This is a genomic window from Rufibacter soli (assembly GCF_054781795.1).
In genome coordinates, this window is sequence record NZ_BAAGTS010000001.1 from 428,100 (window position 1) to 445,826 (window position 17,727).

Genomic DNA, 17,727 nt, shown 5'->3' on the forward strand with positions numbered 1-17,727 from the left:
GGCTACCAGTTGTACTATCCTTTTTTTTTATCCCAAATCTGGTTCAAAGATCACGGTGGATGCCCAGGAAACTGCCTTGGCTTCTATTAGGATAGCGGAGGATAGACTTGGAAGGAAATTTCTAGCCAACTGCGGTCCCAGGATCTATCCTTTTTTCGTTTTAAGCCCGTTTTTCTGAAAACAGGCCCAAAACAAGACTACGCTCCAAATCGCTAAATCATTACCTTAGCGCCTTCTACAGGTACACCTATGAGCGAGCATATTTTTCCGGAACTGCAGCACCTGCTGGAGTTGCCGTTGACCAAAACCACCCGGCTGGGACAGGTACAGTTTTTTCACTTCGGGCGGGCGCACGTGACCAATGCCAACGGCCTTATTCTGGACGTGGGCGCCTGGACCCTGGAAGTGGCCTGCCACTGGCAACTGGAAACGGCCGGCGCGGTGGCCATCGCCTTTACAGACGCTGAGAGCGCCCGTGACGCCCAAGCCCTCGCCGATCCGGCTTTTGACCCCCAGGTGCCCGGCAGCAACCTGAGAGACAAAAAATTGCAGGACCTGGTACGGGGCCAGGAAGAGCCATTGCGCGTGGTGCAGGTTTCAGCATCGCCGGCCGGCGACCTCATGATCACTATGCAGGGCAAACACGTGCTGCGGGTGCAACCGGAACTGGGTGTGCTGGAGAATACCGGGTACTTCTGGCGTCTCTTCTCTAATACCACGGCGGGGCAAAGCATTCGTTTTGGACCTAACGGCGTAGAACACACGTAAGTAAAGGACGTCTGTTTTGGGCCTGTTTTCCGGAAAACAGGCCCAAAACAGACGCGGCCCGTCACCGTGCGGCACGGCCTTCCTTTGGCACTTGCCCAGGATTAAAGTATCTTGCTCTTCCTATATATAGAAAGAACATAGTAAGGCACCATGGCCAAGCATCTCAGGAAGTATCCCATCTGTACCAATTGTGATTATGTCTTCACCAAGGAGCAGCCAGACAACTTCTGCCCTAGCTGCGGACAGGAAAACCATGACCTTAACGTGCCGTTCAAGCACGTGGCCCTGGAACTGCTGGAAGGCACCATTCACTATGACAGCAAATTCTGGATAACCCTTAAATACCTGCTCTTTTACCCGGGTAAGCTTACCAATGAGTTTCATAGGGGCCGTCGCATGGGCTACGTGCCGCCTATCAGGCTCTACGTGTTCATCTCGTTCATCTTTTTCTTTCTGCTTTCCTTGCGGGCGGGCCACCTGAAGGGCGGCGAGCACACCCTGCGCTCAGATTTACAGCTTACCCCTTCCATTGCGGTAGACAGCCTGGATGCCTTTGCCAACGTGCCCGGCGCCAGTGACTCGCTCAGGAAAAAGCTGGGGGAGAAAGGCATTAACCCAGACAGCCTGCTGGTCACCAACTCTAAACAGGAAGAGGAGCAACTTTCCAAACTGGACAGTATCCCGTCCCATGCGTCTAAGGGCAGGTTAGATTCTGCGTTAACCGCCTACGGCGTCTCCAGCCACAACTGGATTACCCGGGGCGCCCTCCAAAAAGCCGCCGATTTTCAACGTCTCACTAAAAACGAACTGGCCCTCAAGGCCCTCAAGTACTTTTCGGTGATGATGTTTGTGCTCATGCCGGTGTTCGCGCTACTGCTTAAGCTGGTGTTTCTGCGGGCCCGGCGGTATTACATGGAGCACCTCATCTTCAGCATTCACCTGCACTGCTTCTACTTTATGCTGTACATTCTGTACATGCTTAGTCTATACCTGTTCACTTCTTTTGATTTGTTTGGCTGGGCCAACCTACTGGGACTGCTGTATCTCTTCTTTGGGCTAAAGCGGGTGTTCAGGCGCAGTAACCTGCGCACAGTCGTTAATATGTTTGTGCTGCTGTCTTTGTATTTGGTCACCGGTATGATCACGCTGCTGCTGGGGCTGGTGGTTAGCCTGGCGGTTTAATTTCTGAGGTGCAAAAGCGGCCAAGCAACCTTTGCCTGCTTTCTGCATCTATAGGAGAAATGACTTGCTATACAATTACTAGAACCATGAGAAAGCTATCCATCCTTTTGCTGCTGTTGGCCTTTGTGGGCGTAGCAGCGCAAGCGCAAGACGTAGAAGGCAACGGCAAGTTTAAGTCCGAAACTCGCTCTGTCTCTTCCTTTACAGCCCTTTCCATTGCGGGCGGCTTTGAGGTGGAACTAACCCAGGGCACGGCCCCAAGCCTGAAACTGGAGGCCGAGGAAAACGTGCTTCCGTTAATTGAATCTACGGTGCAGAACGGTACCCTTACCATTAAAATGAAAAAGGGCATTAAAAACGCCAGAACCCTCAAGGTCTTTGTCACCGTGCAAGACCTTAAAAAACTTCAGCTGGCTGGCGGCATCAAATTAAGAACCACCAATACCCTTTCTGCCCCTAGCTTGGCGCTGGAGTTTGCGGGCGGCATAAACGCTGTCCTGGCCCTGCAGGTTAAAGAACTGGCCGCCGATTTTGCGGGGGGAACCAAAGTAACTTTAAGTGGCCGCGCCGATAAAGTAACCATGGACCTGGCCGGGGCCACCAACCTGAAAGCCCTGGAGCTTAAAACCAATTACCTGACCCTTGACGCCGCCGGAGCCAGCAGTGCCCAGGTAAGCGTGGCCAAAGAACTTACCGTAGATGCCGCGGGCATAGTGACGGTAGACTACAAAGGTTCGCCTAAAGTGAGCCACAGCGGCATGGGCAAAATACGGCGTATCTAGTTATTTCTTTTCTTGACAAGTGCGGGAGCCCCCGGCAGATCTTTCTGCCGGGGCTTTTGTTTTTGAGAGGATTGAGAAATCGATCTCCTCCTTTTCTTGCTGGCACTAGAGGGAAGAAGGAACGTAGTTAATTGACTTTTTAAATTTTATAAATAACATTATTAGATAAATACAATTAAATATAGCTTAAAGAAATAAGAAAAATATACGTAAATATTTCTTTAAAACCATGGGATTAAATCCAGCTTAACATAAAACCATCATCTATAGGTTCTCCGTAGATGCAGCATTGCCTAACAAACAAACCTCACCAATGTTTAACTCTTACCCCAAACTGTATGAGAAAAATTTTATCTCTGATGGTCCTGTGCCTTTTGGTTACCGGACAGCTTCTGGCGCAAGCCCTAATTGATTCAAAACTCAAAACCGCCCTTCTTGATCGGTTAATCCCCGTGCAGGTGGTGGTCACCTTCAAAGGCACCGCCGCCCCCTCCGTACTAGACGTGGCCGCCCTCACCCAGGCGGGCATTACCAGGGGCCTGACTCTAAGAGCCCTGCCCATTGCCGGTGTGATAGCCCTGCCCGCCCAGATTGAGGCGCTGGCTAAAAACCCCAGGGTACTGTCTCTGTACCTGAATGAATCCCTTAACTATGAGAATGACGGCGCCACGGCGCTTACCGGGGTCAACAAGGTGCGCAATGAAGCAGGTTTCACCGCTAAAAACGGCGGTTTCCCGGTTTCTGGCCGGGGCATTGGCGTGCTGGTGAATGACAGCGGTGTAGACGGCACGCACCCAGACCTGACTTTAGGCAAAAACCTGAAGCAGAACGTAACCGCCGCCACTAACCTGAACTCGGTTTCGGGCATCCTTCCTTATACCCCCATTGAGAACATCCCTAACACTGACGCCACCGGTGGGCACGGGACCCACGTGGCCGGCATTGTAGGTGGAACCGGCCAGGCTTCTGCCGGAAAATATACCGGGGTAGCCCCCGGCGCCGGCCTGGTAGGCTACGGTTCTGGCGCGGCACTTCTGCTGTTAGACGTACTTTCTGGCTTTGACTACGCGCTCATCAACCAGGCACAGTACAATATCAGGGTCATCACCAACTCCTTCGGGAACACCAGTGATACCGGCACCGACGTAGACCCGGCAGACCCAATCACCATTGCTACCAAGCGTTGCGTAGACAGAAACATTGTGGTGGTTTTCTCAGCGGGCAACTCCGGCCCGGGCTCTGGCACCATCACCGGAAAGTATAAAAAAGCACCTTGGATCATTACCGTAGCTGCCGGTGACAAGCAAGGCCGCCTGGCCAGTTTCTCTTCCAGAGGCATTAAAAACCGGGGTGGTTCTTTCACCCTTGACGGCGAAACCTATACCTGGCAAGACCGCCCAACTGTTACCTCGCCGGGCGTAGACATTGTCTCTACCAGAGTGATTGCCCCAGTATCTTCCCTATCGGCCCAGCAAGACGCTACCACCCTTGACCCCGCCTATGTGCCGTTCTACACTCACATGAGTGGCACCTCCATGGCCGCCCCGCACATTGCCGGAATTGTGGCTTTGATCCTGGACGCTAATCCTAGCCTGAGCGTGGCCCAGGTAAAGGAGATTCTGCAGCAAACCGCTACCAACATGCCTGATCGTGAGTCCTGGGAAGTAGGAGCCGGGTACGTGAACGCTTATGCGGCCGTAGACAGAGCGTTCAGAACATCGGCTATCTATGGCTCTACCCTTAACCTGAACAGAACCTTCAACAGCAACGTGAACTCTGTAGATGTAGCAGAGAATTTCACCATCAACTTCAACCCTGCCACCACCGCTACCAATGAATACAAGTTCAACGTAGCTGCTGGTACCACCGGCATTGAAGCCAAGATAAAGGCAACTGGCCTGGCCGGCGAAACCGGAAACCCGGTAAGCCTGGCGCTTATCTCCCCTAGCGGGGTACAGACCAAAGGCGGTATTCCAGTGTTGTTTGCCACCAGCTATGACCGGGGTGTGGCCGTGGCGTCACCAGAACCTGGTACCTGGACCGTAAGAATTGCCGGCCTGAACGGTGTGGCGTTCCCAGAGGAGATCAAGGGCGTGGTGAACATGATGGCGGCCGCTGGCACCACGGGTCTGGGGGACATTGCCGGCCATCCAGCCGAGGCTTCCATCAAAATGGCCGTGAAAGCCCGCCTAGCCGATGGTTTGGCGGGAGGCGGTTACAAGCCCGATGACCTGCTCAAGCGCATTGACCTGGCAGATTACCTCATGATGGGCGAAGGCATCCGTCAGTTTCTGCCCATTGACGGTTCCTTTACCTTGACAGACGTAAAGGAAAGAAACCTGCTAGCCGAATCTATTGTGGCCAAAGGTGCCGCCCTGCGTGATATCAACCATGCCTATAGTGGCATCATGATGCCCGTGGCGCCAGGCAAATTCTCGCCCAACGGAAAAGTGAGCCGGGCAGACATTGCCTATTCGCTGGTGCAGGCCCTGGGCTTGCAGAAGTTTGCTCTGGAGCGCAATGGCAAAACCCCTACGGTAGAAGTAGACGGTATCAACTACCCTATTGAGGATGCTGCTTCCATTCCAGCCGGTCTGGAAGGCTACGTGAGCGTGGCCCTGGAACTGAACCTGATCAACGCCTACTACAGCGTGACGCAAGGGCCGTATGACCTGCAGCCTACGTTGCATGCTACTTTTAAGCCGCTGCAAGACGTAACCCGCGCCGACTTTGCCGTGATCATTACCCGTACGCATGCCCAATGGAACGCCGGCACCCAGCCAACGGCTACCAGCACCTCGGCTGCCGTGGCATCCAGTGAGCGCGTGTCTAGCTACCCTAACCCATTCTCGGGTAAAACCACCATCAGGTACGTAGTGGCCCAGGACGGCCCCGTAAAGATTGGCGTATATGATGTGCTGGGTAACAAAGTGAAGTCTCTGGTGTCTGAAACCAAGAAATCTGGCGCCTATACGGTAGACTTTGACGGTTCTGCCTTGCCTGGTGGTACCTACATCTACCGCGTGGAGGCCGGTAATCAGGTAATCACTAATCGCATGATTCTGACTAAATAAGACGGATCCTGTTCTTCCTTCTTTTGAAAGTAAAAGGAGCCACCTGTTGCGGGTGGCTCCTTTTTTTTATACTGTCCCCTGGCAGATAGATTACTCTGTTTTAGGGCCGTTTTCTCAAAAACAGGCTTAAAACAGCCGTTGCGCTTCTTAAGTGAGGTTGGTTGTGGTAATTATAAAAGCGTTTTCTTGCATTCCTGCCGAACAACCGGTAAACTTAGAGTTACAAACCACCCATTTTATCTACCTCCCTTAACAGACAAACTCTTGAAAAGACGTGATTTTATAGGACTGACCGCCATGGGCGTAGGAGGGCTTATGCTTTCCGGCATCCCAACGTTCGGTCATGAGATTGATCCGGCCCGCGCCTTGGAACCGGTAGACGTGGCCTTGCACAAACGCCTGGCCGACGTGGCCCTCAACGCCGCCAAAGCCAAAGGCGCTACCTACACCGACGTACGCATTGGCCGTTACCTGTCCCAGAACATGTTCACCCGTGAGAAGCAGGTGCAGGGCATCAGCACCACCGAGTCTTACGGTGTAGGGGTACGCGTGATCGCCAACGGCACCTGGGGCTTTGCCGCTACCTCAGACGTGAGCGACAAAGGTATTGCCAAAGCCGCTGAGCAGGCCGTGGCCATTGCCAAAGCCAACTCTAAACTGCAGAAAGAGCCAGTGCAACTGGCCCCGCAAAAAGGCTACGGTGAGGTGAGTTGGAAAACCCCCATCAAGCAGAACGCCTTCGCGGTGCCCGTTTCTGAAAAGGCAGATATCCTTTTAGCGGCCAATGCTGCCGCTCTGGCGGGTGGCGCTAACTTCGTAAACTCAGCGCTGTTCCAGATCAATGAGCAAAAATACTTTGCCTCTACAGACGGTTCCTATATTGACCAGGACATTCACCGTATCTGGCCCAACTTCACGGTAACCGCGGTAGACAAAGCCTCTGGCAAGTTTAAAACCCGTGATGCCCTAAGCGCCCCCATGGGCATGGGCTTTGAGTACCTCACGGTAAAAGCGCCTACTCTCAAAGGACCTGAAGGCACCGGCCTGATAGGCTATGACAAATACTATGATATAGTGGCAGACGCTGGTCTGGCCGCCAAACAAGCCCGCGAAAAACTGACCGCAAAATCAGTGCTGGCGGGTAAATATGACTTGGTTCTTGACCCTAATCACCTGGGCTTGACCATCCACGAAAGTGTGGGTCATCCGCTGGAACTAGACCGCGTGTTAGGTTATGAGGCCAATTACGCCGGTACCTCTTTTGCCACCCTGGACAAGTGGAAAACCAAGAATTTCCCGTACGGCAGCAAACTGGTGAACATCTTCGCAGACAAGGTACAGGAAGGCTCTCTGGGCGCCGTAGGCTTTGACGACGAAGGCGTGAAAACCAAGCGTTGGGACCTTATCAAGGACGGCACGCTGGTCAACTATCAGGCCACCCGCGACCAGGCGCACATCATAGGCGAGAAAGAATCACACGGTTGTTCGTACGCTGATAATTGGAGCTCCGTGCAGTTCCAACGCATGCCTAACGTCTCCTTGGCGCCGGGCAAGGACAAGCTGAGCGTAGATGAGATGATCAAAAACGTGAAACGCGGTATCTACATTGCCGGCCGCGGTTCTTACTCCATTGACCAGCAGCGTTACAACTTCCAGTTTGGCGGTCAGTTGTTCTATGAAATCAAAGACGGCAAGATTGTAGGTCCTCTAGAAGACGTGGCTTACCAGTCTAACACCCAGGAATTCTGGAACTCCTGCGCGGCTATCTGCGACCAAAGCGATTACCGCTTGTTCGGGTCGTTCTTTGACGGCAAAGGCCAGCCCAGCCAGGTAAGCGCCGTGTCTCACGGTTCTGCGCATACGCGTTTCAATGGGGTCAATGTCATCAATACTGGTCGTAAGATTTAGCAATCTTCCTTCCTGTGTTGATCAGTCCTGAGTTCTGAGTCTTGAGTCCTGAGTTTGAAAACGTAAAAACACTTTTATGGCTGAGAGTATCATCGCTACAAAGTCTTACAGTTTCGCTTTGCGGATGATCAAGTTATATAAGCATTTGCAGAAAGAGCAGCGGGAGTTCTATGTATTGACCAAGCAAGTCTTGCGCAGTGGAACTTCTATTGGGGCAAATGTAGAAGAAGCTTTGGGAAGTCCGTCAGGCGCAGACTTTAGGAATAAGCTGACCATCGCGCTCAAAGAAGCGCGCGAGACAAGCTATTGGCTTAGACTGCTGAAAGACTCAGAAATAATCTCTGTCTCCTCCTTTGATAGCGTGCACAAGGAATGTGAAGAACTCATCAAAATCTTGAAAAGCATTATCCTGACCTCAAAAAAGAATGAGAAAAAGGTTCTTGCTTCACCAACTCAGGACTCAGAACTCAAGACTCAGAACTAATACCAATCAGTTTCCATCAACATCAGACGTATCCTAACAATGGCAATATTATCAAAAGACCAAGCCCAGGCGCTTCTCAAAAAAGCCCTGAGCTATTCAAAAGCCGATGAGTGTGAGGTAAACCTCAGCGGTTATAAAGGCGGTAACATCCGCTACGCGCGCAGCACGGTAAGTACCAGCGGCGAGGAAGAAAACATGTCCCTGGCGGTAGAATCAAGGTTTGGGAAACGTTCGGGCGTGGCTACCATCAATGAGTTTGATGACGCCTCGCTGGAGAAAGTAGTGCGCCGCGCTGAAGAGGTGGCCCGCATTGCCCCCGAAAGCCCGGAGTATGTGCCCATGCTGGGACCGCAGAACTACCTACCCAGCAACGCGTGGTTCAAAAGCACGGCAGACATTGACCCAGAGTACCGCGCCGAGGCCGCCCGCAAAAGCATGGCCCTGGCCGACAGCAAGAAACTGACCTCGGCGGGCTTCTGGGAAGACCGTAGCGGCTTCAATGCCAAAATGAACTCCAAAGGCCTGTTTGCCTACAACCAAAGCTCAGACGTAGATTTCTCGGTGACCATGCGCACTGAAGATGGCACCGGCTCTGGTTACGTCACCCGTGACGTGAGTGACGTAAGCAAACTGGACACCGCCGCCGCCTCTGAGATTGCTGCCCAGAAAGCATTGGGCTCTAAAGGTGCCAAAGCCATTGAGCCCGGTAAATACACCGTGATTCTGGAACCTACGGCCGCAGTAGATTTGCTGGAGAACATGTTTAGAAGCATGGACGCCCGCTCCGCGGAGGAAGGCCGTTCTTTCCTGAGCAAAACCGGAGGGCTTACCAAATTGGGCGAGAAGATGTTTGACTCCCGCGTCACTATCACCTCAGACCCCACCAACCCAGAAATCCCTTCCTCTACCTGGGCCGGCGACGGAAGACCCCATGAGAAAGTAACCTGGATTGACAAAGGCGTGATCAAGAACATCCCCTATTCAAGGTTCTGGGCCGAAAAGAAAGGCGTAAAAGGCTTGCCTTCGCCGGGGGGCTTTATTATGGCCGGCGGCAACCAAAGCCTGGAAGACCTGATCAAAGGCACCCAGAAAGGCATTCTGGTCACCCGTCTTTGGTACATACGTGCCGTGGATCCACAGACCTTACTCTACACCGGCCTTACCCGCGACGGAACCTTCTACATTGAGAACGGCAAGATCAAGCACCCGGTCAAGAACTTCCGGTTCAACGAGAGCCCAGTCATCATGCTCAACAACTTAGAAGCCTTAGGCAAACCGCAACGCATTGGCGGAAACCTAGTACCTCCCATGAAGATCAGAGACTTTACCTTCACCAGTTTGTCTGACGCGGTATAATTTGAACCATAACCCCTCTCCCTGTGGAGAGGGGCTTTTTTGTTTTGGGCCTGTTTTCAGAAAAACGGGCTTAAAACGGATGTCATTTCTGGCAGTAATAAAAACAGGAGGGATGCCTACCATTTTAAGAATACTGGGTTTCAGGTTTTTCTTCTTCAGTAATGAAGGTTCTGAGCCACCACATATTCATGTGGAAAAAGCAGAAGCCTATGCAAAATTTTGGCTGTTGCCTGTAGAACTGGCAAGTTCTTACCGCTTCAATGCAAAGGAACTGAATGAACTGCGTAAATTAGTGCAGGAACACAAGCCGCTCTTTGAGCAAAAATGGCATGAATACTTTAGTTAAACACTCAATTCCACAAGCTCTGAAAGTCTGGTTTACAGATGCTAAGATGTATGTTCTGCTTTCTGATGGTAGAGAAGTGGGCGTTCCCCTTGAATGGTTTCCAGCTTTAAGAGACTGCACTGAAGAACAGCGCATGAATTGGCGCTTGATTGGCAACGGCCTCGGTATTCATTGGGAAGATATAGACGAAGATTTGTCTGTTGCCGGCCTTCTTTAGGTCACTTATTACCTTCATGCCTACTCCCTTCACCTTCGTACGCCTGCAATACCGCTCCGGCAACTGGGACACTGACCAGCGCATGCCCTCTAACCTGCTGAACTCCCTGGTAGAGTACACCACCGTGCCCGTGATGGAACAGGAGAAAGTCATTTCTCTGGAAAGTGCCGACCTGTTCCGGTACCCCTTTTGCTATCTGAGCGGGCACAAGCTGGTGCAGTTCAACGTCAAAGAGAAAGCCAACTTTGTGAAGTATGTGCAGAACGGCGGCTTCGTGTTTGTAGACGACTGTAACCATGACATTGACGGCCTGTTTGCCCGCTCGTTTGAAGAACAGATGCGCGTCTGCTTCGGCCCGAGGGCCCTGAAAAAACTCCCCAACAATCACCCGCTGTATAGGTCCTTTTTCAAGTTTGAGGAAGGTCCGCCTACTACCTCTTTTGAACTCAACGGCTGGGGCGATGACCTGGTGCACGACTACCTCAAAGCCTATGAAGTGAACGGCCGCATTGGCGTGCTCTACAGCAACAAAGACTACGGCTGCGAGTGGGACTATGACTTTAGGAACAAGCGCTGGCTGGCCGAGGACAACACCAAGTTTGGCGTGAACATTCTCATGTATGCCCTGACCAGTTAAAGGGATTTCTGTTTTAAGCCCATTTTCAGGAAAACAGGCCCAAAACGGAAAATTATCCCAACAACAATCGTTTACTTACGACACACAAATTACCTAAGCTTTATCCTACCTTGACTGCACAAGAAGTAAATCAGCTTTTAGATAAACTCCCCGTTCTCCGGCAGGAGATTGGGAAGATCATTGTAGGCCAGCAAGAGGTGCTGGATGAGGTGCTCATCACGCTCTTCGCCGGCGGGCACGGTCTGCTGGAAGGCGTTCCGGGCCTAGCCAAAACGCTCTTGGTGCGCACGCTGGCAAGCGCTGTTGATCTTCCTTTCCGGCGTATTCAATTCACGCCAGACCTCATGCCCACAGACATTCTGGGCACCGAGGTGCTGGAAGAGGACCACACCACCGGCAAGCGCTTTTTCCAGTTCAATGAAGGCCCCATCTTCGCGAGTATTGTGTTAGCAGATGAGATTAACAGGACACCGCCTAAAACGCAGGCGGCGCTTCTGGAGGCCATGCAGGAATTTGAGGTGACCTACGCGGGAAAGACCTATCCGCTGCCCCGGCCTTTCTTCTTGCTTGCCACCCAAAACCCAATTGAGCAGAGCGGCACCTACCCGTTACCAGAAGCCCAACTAGACCGTTTCCTCCTCTACATCAAAATCAAGTACCCCACAGAGCTGGAGGAAATCTCCGTTCTTAAAAGCACCACCGGGGGAGCGCGGGAAAAGGTGCAGCCTATCTTGTCGGGACCGGAGATTCTGGCGCTGCAAAGCCTGGTGCGGGAAGTCTCCATTTCAGATGAATTGGTGGCCTATGTGGCGCGCCTGGTCCGGGCCACTCGCCCCGAAGATACCCAAGTATCGTTTGTGCAGGACTTTGTGCGCTGGGGAGCAGGTCCGCGCGCTGGTCAGGCGCTCATTCTCACCGCCAAAGCCCGCGCCTTATTGCAAGGCCGGTTTGCGGTGACGTTGCCAGATCTGCACACTATGGCATATCCAGTGCTTCGGCATAGAATACTGGTGAATTTCTCAGCAGAGGCAGATAATATTACCACAGACAAAGTGGTAGACGAGCTGGTTAAAGGCGTGGATTTGCCGAGGGAGGTGTTGCGGTAGGCAAGGTTTATGCTAGCTGCATCCCATTTTAACAAGGGCCTCTACTAAGCGCAGACTCTCCCCTTGAGGGGAGCTAGAGGGTGTCTACACCTGCCGGTCCGCATATTGAAGATGTTCTTCTGCTTCTTTTGAAGAAATGTAATTGTTTGTGAAGGCCCTGGAATGCGCGCTCTCCTATGTAAACACCCCTCTTACTCCCCTCAAGGGGAGAGTCAGCATTTTGAAACAGATTGCAGGTCGATAAGGCTTGTTCAGTTTTTAATAAACTTAACCTTAGCTTTTACACTGAATGAATTCATAATCCCCCTTCAAAGGGGGATGAAGAAGCTCCTTAAAAATAAATAGACTTAAAATGCCCCACCGTCTCCTCAACCCACAGACTTTCTCTGCTATCAAAGACCTGCGCTTAATTGCGAAGGCTGTGGTAGATGGGTTTCTGCTGGGGCAAAACCAGAGTATCAGGCGGGGGGCGGGTATTGAGTTCAGTCAGTACCGCAGTTACCAGCCCGGTGATGATCTGCGGCAGTTGGACTGGAAGATGTTTGCGCGGTCAGACCGGTATTACATTAGGGAATCTGAGGTAGACAGCAGCGTAGCCGTGCGGTTTGTATTGGATGCCAGCGGCTCTATGGCGCACCAAGACGGTGCCCTTACCAAACTGGACTATGCCCGCTATCTGGTAGCGGCGCTGGCCTATTTGGCCGTCCAGCAAGGCGATGCCGTGGGCTTGTTTGTCTTGCAGGAAAACCAGGTGCTACAAGTAGCGCCCGGGCAATCTACCCAGCACCTGCAGCGCCTTTTCCACCTGCTAGACCAAGTAAAACCTGACGGGAATTTCCCGACGGCTGACCGTTTAACACCTGTTTTTGCCAAAAAGAGGCAAAAAGAGATTACCGTGCTGGTGACAGATATGTACGAGCAGACCTCAGAGATAACGGAAACCCTGCGCAAGATAGGCGCCCGCGAAAAAGACACGCTTCTGTTTCACCTCATGGGCCAGAACGAGTTGGAATTCAAGTACCAAGGACAGGTTTCTTTTCAGGATTTAGAGACTGGCCAGACCTTGCAGGTAAACTCAGAGTCGCAACGGGCAGACTATTTACAGAACCTCCACGCGTGGTTACAAGGCAAAGAAACAGATACCCGCAAACGGCAGATCCAATACGAACGCTTCCACCTACATGAGCCTTTAGATAAAGCCTTGAGAGCCTTCCTGTTAAATAGGGCAAAACAATAGCCTCCTTCTGATTTTAGAAACGTGAGTAGAAAGCAATATTTGTTTCCAACCCGTTTTTTCAAAAACAGCCCCAAAACGGACTGCCACCTTTTTACCTTTGCCCATTCTCTCACTCATTCAATCTCTCAATCACTCAATGTCAAAAACTGGCTACTTTGGGATAGGCATCTTTGAGCCGAAGCATGAGACCAACATGGGTACCCTGTGGCGGTCGGCGAGTTTGTTGGGGGCCAGTTTTATCTTTACCATTGGCAAGCGCTACAAAAAGCAGAGTACAGACACCAATAAAAGTTGGAAAGAGATTCCGCTGTACCATTACCAGGACCTGGAGGATTTTTACCGGCACCTGCCGTATAGTTGCCAGTTGGTAGGCGTGGAGCTAGATGAGAAAGCGGTACCGGTAGAGCAGTTTGTGCACCCAGAGCGCTGCGTGTACCTGTTGGGCGCCGAGGACCATGGCCTCACCAAAGCGGCTCTGGCCAAGTGCCACCACCTGGTGCAACTGCCCGGTGAAACGTCTTTAAATGTGGCCTCGGCGGGAACAGTCATTCTCTATGACCGGCATCTTAAGTATGTTCTTGGCAAGTGAAAGAACCGGCTTGTGCCTGTTGCTAAACCAGAATAACGGCCTGAGGTATAGGAAATGCCGCCCACTGCCAGTATCTTGTTTCCGGCGGTGACCCGCCTTTGTTGGCCTGCGTCTTATGTCTTACCTCCTGTATCTTTCTAAGTAGCCTTGCTTCAGTTTCTGCATCCGGTTTGGTTATGGGCGGCAGCCGGCGTGGTAGTGCCCATTGCTATTCACTTATGGAATAAGAAACCGCCCAGGACGGTGTTGGTAGGGAGCATTAAATGGCTGCAGCCCTCGCAAAGCCAGAAACTGAGCAGCCTGCACCTTACCCAGGTTTGGCTGTTGTTGCTCCGGTGCCTTCTGGTGCTTTTACTGGCGCTGGTGCTGGCTCAACCGCGTTGGACCCGCTTTGTACAAGCCCCCTCTGAACAGCACGTGTATCTGCATCCAGCGCTGCTCCAGCAACAATACCTGTCACAGATCTCTGCTACCGTAGATTCCCTGGCCAACCAAGGCTGGCAAGTGCATACCTTGTCACCGGGATTTCCAAAACTGCCGGTAACCCAGGAAACCTCCCTTACTACTTTTCAAACCGACAGCACTGCCTTAGATACTACCAATGCCTGGGCCCGGCTCAAGGTACTTTCCAGAAGCCTGCCCGCTCACGCCCAAGCCTGGGTCTTCACCACCGACCTGCTGCGCCATCACCAAGGACCGCAACCCCAGCTTCGGGCGGGCTTTACCTGGGAACCGGTGAGCGTCCCCCAAACGGCTGTCTGGCTGCAGGAAGCTTGGTACACTCAAGACCAACAGCTTCGCCTCAAAATAGGGCAAAGCAATGACCAGGCCGTCACGTTCCAGGAACATACGGTCGCCAAACCCGCTCCGGGGCAAACCATCTCCTTACCGGCCCTTCCGCCCATTCAATTTCTGGCTCACGCCCAGCCAGATTCGCTAAGGCTGCAAGGCGGTGCCCGCAACACCATTCTACTCCCCAAAGAACCCCTGCAAATGCTGGTGCGGGTTGACAAAGCCCGGCAATCCGATGCACGCTATGTAAAAGCCGCCCTGCAAACGGCCTTGGAATACCGCGGGCAGGCGTATTCGCTCACTGTTTCCTCGGCAACTGAACCCCTGCCCACCCTTGCGCCCCATTGGGTATTCTGGCTAACCGATGAACCATTGGCTCCGTTTCTGGCCCGTTTTCCCGAAAAGAGGCTCAAAACGCTGCAAGACGCTTCGGGCACGGCCCGGGTACAGAAATGGGAAAGCTGGCTGCAGATGCCCGGGGTTCCCTCACAGATTCCTGTACACCAGCGTACCCCTGCAGAAAAAGGCCCGCGCACGCAGGTGCTATGGCAAGACGGTTTTGGTGATCCTTTACTCACGCAGCAGCAAGGCTCTTTGCACACCCATTACCAATTCTTCAGTAGGTTTAACCCCACGTGGAACGCCCTGGTAGACAACGGTCACTTCCCCGAGGTGCTTTTGCGGCTGCTTTTCCCGGAGGATACTACCTGGAAGAAATTATATGATACCCGCGCCCTGCCGCCCGAGGCGGAGCGCCCAACCCTGGTTTCGGGCACTTTTCAGAAAAACAGGCCCGAAACGGAAGAGGTGCTGGACTTGAAGCTTTGGTTAGTGGGGGTACTGGCCTTGCTCCTGGCGCTGGAACGCTGGCTGGCGGCAAGAAGGCAGCAATAGCTCTACATGGTGGCCTCTTAGATTATTGACGAACAAAAAATAGTAACTTATACCCTTGACCTCACCCACTTCCCATATCACCCCACAGACCGCTACGCTGGAGAAAGTGCGCGCGCATTATTTCCGGAGGAAGGCAGAGCTTATGGCCTTGCAGGCAGTGGGCATGGTCTTGCCGTTGGGGGTGTGGGCTTACAAGGGCTGGGGCGGGGCAGGAGGTGTCATGGCGGCAATTCTGCTAGTGGTGCTTATCCTGGCCCTGCAGCTTTGGCGCTGGTGGGACATTTACCGGAAAACCAGCCTGGCTGACGTGGCGCAACACCTCAACCGGAAATACCCGCAACTAGAAGAAAGCACCCAACTATTGCTGCAACCAGAAGAGGAGCTTCCCTTGCTGGCGCAACTCCAACAACAGCGGGTAGCTCTTGCCTTGACCCACATCTCGGCGCAGAAGGCGTCACAGGTACGTTACAAAAACGGCTTTCTGCCCCTGTGCATAGGACTGGTGCTGGCAATGGGTCTATGGTTTGTGCCCCGCTACCTGCCAAACCAGGAAGAAACAACCACGCCCGGCAATGGCTTCTCGCAAAATCCAAACGCAGTTATAGGCCAGCCCAAAGCCATTCTGCCCGCCATAGAGCAGATGCACATACGCCTCTCGCCACCGGCCTATATGCGAAAGGCACCGTATGCGGTCACCACGCCCTCCTTTAAGGTAGAAGCAGGCGCCCAGGTTACCTGGACAATAGAAACTAACCAGGCGGTGACCTCGCCTACACTGGTGTTGAGCAACCAGAAGCCTATAGTGCTGCGCCCGGTGGCCAATCAGGAAAATACGTATTCGGCTTCCGTTACTTTGTCCCAATCCACCTTGTACCATCTCCAGCTTAATGGACAGGCTTCTGACTTTTACTCCATTGAAGTGATGCCAGATGAAGCGCCCAGCATCACGGTGAAGAAACCGGCGCAGTACCTGGAAATCCTGTTCGGGGAACCGCAACGCGTGACCGTGCAGGCCACCTTCCTGGATGATTACGGGCTCAAGACTGCCAACTTGGTAGCCACCGTGGCCCAGGGCGAAGGCGAGGCCGTCAAGTTCAGGGAACAGCGCATTCCCCTGCACCTCTCCTTTTCCGGCCAACCCCGGCAGCTACAGTTAAACCAGACCCTGGATCTGAAGAAATTAGGCATGACCTACGGCGATGAGCTTTACTTCTATCTGCAGGCCTATGACAATCATCGCGGCTACACCCGCACAGAATCTTTCTTGATAGAGATTGAAGACACAACCGTGGTAGAAACCACGGATGATCTGTCTTTGGGCGTGAACCCCAACCCCGAGTATTTCAGGAGCCAGCGCCAAATCATTATTGACACGGAGAGACTAATCCAAGAGCAGAAAAGGCTTCCCCAAGCCACCTTTGCCGAAAGGTCTAACAACATCGGGGTAGACCAGAAACTCCTCCGGCTACGTTACGGAAAGTTTCTGGGCGAGGAGTTTGAATCTACCATAGGTAAGGGCGCCTTGCCTGAAGGCCTGGGAGAAGGCCACACCACCGATGATGGCCATGACCACGGGGCCACAAAAGGCGCCTCTGAGCACGAGGCCAAAATGAATGAGTTGCTGGACCCCTACCTGCACAAACACGACCAGGAGGAAGCCGCCACCTTTTTTGAGCCCGCCATTAAAGCCCAACTTAAAGGGGCCTTGGCCCAGATGTGGGAGGCGGAGCTTAGGTTACGCACCAACCGGCCCAAAGAGGCGCTGCCGTTTGAGTACAAGGCCCTGCGCCTGCTCAAAGACGTGCAGCAGAAATCAAGGGTATACGTGAAAAAAAGCGGTTTTGAGCCGCCCCCGCTTAAAGAGCCAGAGAAACGCCTCACCGGAGACCTAAGCAAGGTACAGACCCTGCAACAGCGCCGCCAGGAGAAGCCAATTCCCTCTTACCCCGTGGTGCGCCAGGCCCTGCAACGGGTTGCTGCCCTTACCGCAGGTGAATTTGCACAGGCCCAAGATGCGGCCCTTTTAGAACAGGCGGGCCAGGAACTAGGTAAGGCCGCCGTGCGCGAGCCAGGCAAATACCTGGGGGCCCTGCAGGATATCCGGCAGGTGGTGCAAGCCATAAGGCAGCAGCGTGCCCTTTGCCAAGAGTGCCTGGCGCGGATAGAGAAGGCCTTGCACCGGTTTTTGCCTGTTTCTGAAAAAACGGCTCATAAACGGTTGTTACCTTCCCCAGAAAAAAAACTAGTGCAGGACTACTTTAACCGCCTTGATTGATGGAAGCAAGACATGAAACTAAAGAAGGAAGACTCATAAAAGAGGCGCAAAACTTCCAAAAGCAGAAGGCATTCCCTTGC

At 52.9% G+C, this 17,727-nt stretch carries 15 protein-coding genes; all 15 read left to right on the forward strand.

Features of this window, described 5'->3' with window-relative positions:
• Positions 1-249 precede the first annotated feature (249 nt).
• Positions 250-768, forward strand: coding sequence for a hypothetical protein (locus ACYVJQ_RS01765; protein ID WP_460891349.1), 519 nt, complete (start codon positions 250-252; stop codon positions 766-768).
• Positions 769-918: 150 nt separating this feature from the next.
• On the forward strand, positions 919-1,950 hold the full coding sequence (locus ACYVJQ_RS01770) for a DUF3667 domain-containing protein (protein ID WP_460891350.1): 1,032 nt from the start codon (positions 919-921) through the stop codon (positions 1,948-1,950).
• An 86-nt stretch (positions 1,951-2,036) separates the two neighbouring features.
• Complete coding sequence (locus ACYVJQ_RS01775; RefSeq protein WP_460891351.1) at positions 2,037-2,732, forward strand: head GIN domain-containing protein; 696 nt, start codon at positions 2,037-2,039, stop codon at positions 2,730-2,732.
• A gap of 338 nt (positions 2,733-3,070) precedes the next feature.
• Positions 3,071-5,806 (forward strand): S8/S53 family peptidase, encoded by a 2,736-nt coding sequence (locus ACYVJQ_RS01780; protein WP_460891352.1) that lies wholly within the window; start codon positions 3,071-3,073, stop codon positions 5,804-5,806.
• Positions 5,807-6,070: 264 nt separating this feature from the next.
• Positions 6,071-7,714, forward strand: a complete 1,644-nt coding sequence (locus tag ACYVJQ_RS01785) for a TldD/PmbA family protein (protein ID WP_460891353.1) — start codon at positions 6,071-6,073, stop codon at positions 7,712-7,714.
• 76 nt (positions 7,715-7,790) lie between these two features.
• Entirely contained in the window at positions 7,791-8,198 is a 408-nt protein-coding gene (locus tag ACYVJQ_RS01790; RefSeq protein WP_460891354.1) for a four helix bundle protein, read from the forward strand.
• 39 nt (positions 8,199-8,237) lie between these two features.
• Positions 8,238-9,554, forward strand: coding sequence for a TldD/PmbA family protein (locus ACYVJQ_RS01795; RefSeq protein WP_460891355.1), 1,317 nt, complete (start codon positions 8,238-8,240; stop codon positions 9,552-9,554).
• A gap of 1 nt (position 9,555) precedes the next feature.
• Positions 9,556-9,900, forward strand: a complete 345-nt coding sequence (locus ACYVJQ_RS01800) for a DUF4160 domain-containing protein (RefSeq protein WP_460891356.1) — start codon at positions 9,556-9,558, stop codon at positions 9,898-9,900.
• Positions 9,884-10,117, forward strand: a complete 234-nt coding sequence (locus tag ACYVJQ_RS01805) for a DUF2442 domain-containing protein (RefSeq protein WP_460891357.1) — start codon at positions 9,884-9,886, stop codon at positions 10,115-10,117. Before ACYVJQ_RS01800 ends, ACYVJQ_RS01805 begins: the two co-directional genes overlap by 17 nt.
• Before the next feature lie 16 nt (positions 10,118-10,133).
• The gene (locus ACYVJQ_RS01810) at positions 10,134-10,754 is read left to right on the forward strand and encodes a DUF4159 domain-containing protein (RefSeq protein ID WP_460891358.1); all 621 of its coding nucleotides are present in this window, start codon (positions 10,134-10,136) and stop codon (positions 10,752-10,754) included.
• Between the two features lie 110 nt (positions 10,755-10,864).
• Positions 10,865-11,860, forward strand: a complete 996-nt coding sequence (locus ACYVJQ_RS01815) for an AAA family ATPase (RefSeq protein WP_460891359.1) — start codon at positions 10,865-10,867, stop codon at positions 11,858-11,860.
• A gap of 352 nt (positions 11,861-12,212) precedes the next feature.
• Complete coding sequence (locus tag ACYVJQ_RS01820) at positions 12,213-13,097, forward strand: DUF58 domain-containing protein (protein WP_460891360.1); 885 nt, start codon at positions 12,213-12,215, stop codon at positions 13,095-13,097.
• A gap of 136 nt (positions 13,098-13,233) precedes the next feature.
• Positions 13,234-13,686 carry an RNA methyltransferase gene (locus ACYVJQ_RS01825; protein WP_460891361.1) on the forward strand — a complete coding sequence of 151 codons (453 nt, stop codon included), beginning with the start codon at positions 13,234-13,236 and terminating at the stop codon, positions 13,684-13,686.
• Positions 13,687-13,833: 147 nt separating this feature from the next.
• Positions 13,834-15,372: a BatA domain-containing protein gene (locus ACYVJQ_RS01830; protein ID WP_460891362.1), complete on the forward strand. Its 1,539-nt coding sequence runs from the start codon at positions 13,834-13,836 to the stop codon at positions 15,370-15,372.
• Between the two features lie 55 nt (positions 15,373-15,427).
• On the forward strand, positions 15,428-17,647 hold the full coding sequence (locus tag ACYVJQ_RS01835) for a DUF4175 family protein (protein WP_460891363.1): 2,220 nt from the start codon (positions 15,428-15,430) through the stop codon (positions 17,645-17,647).
• The last annotated feature ends 80 nt before the right edge of the window (positions 17,648-17,727 follow it).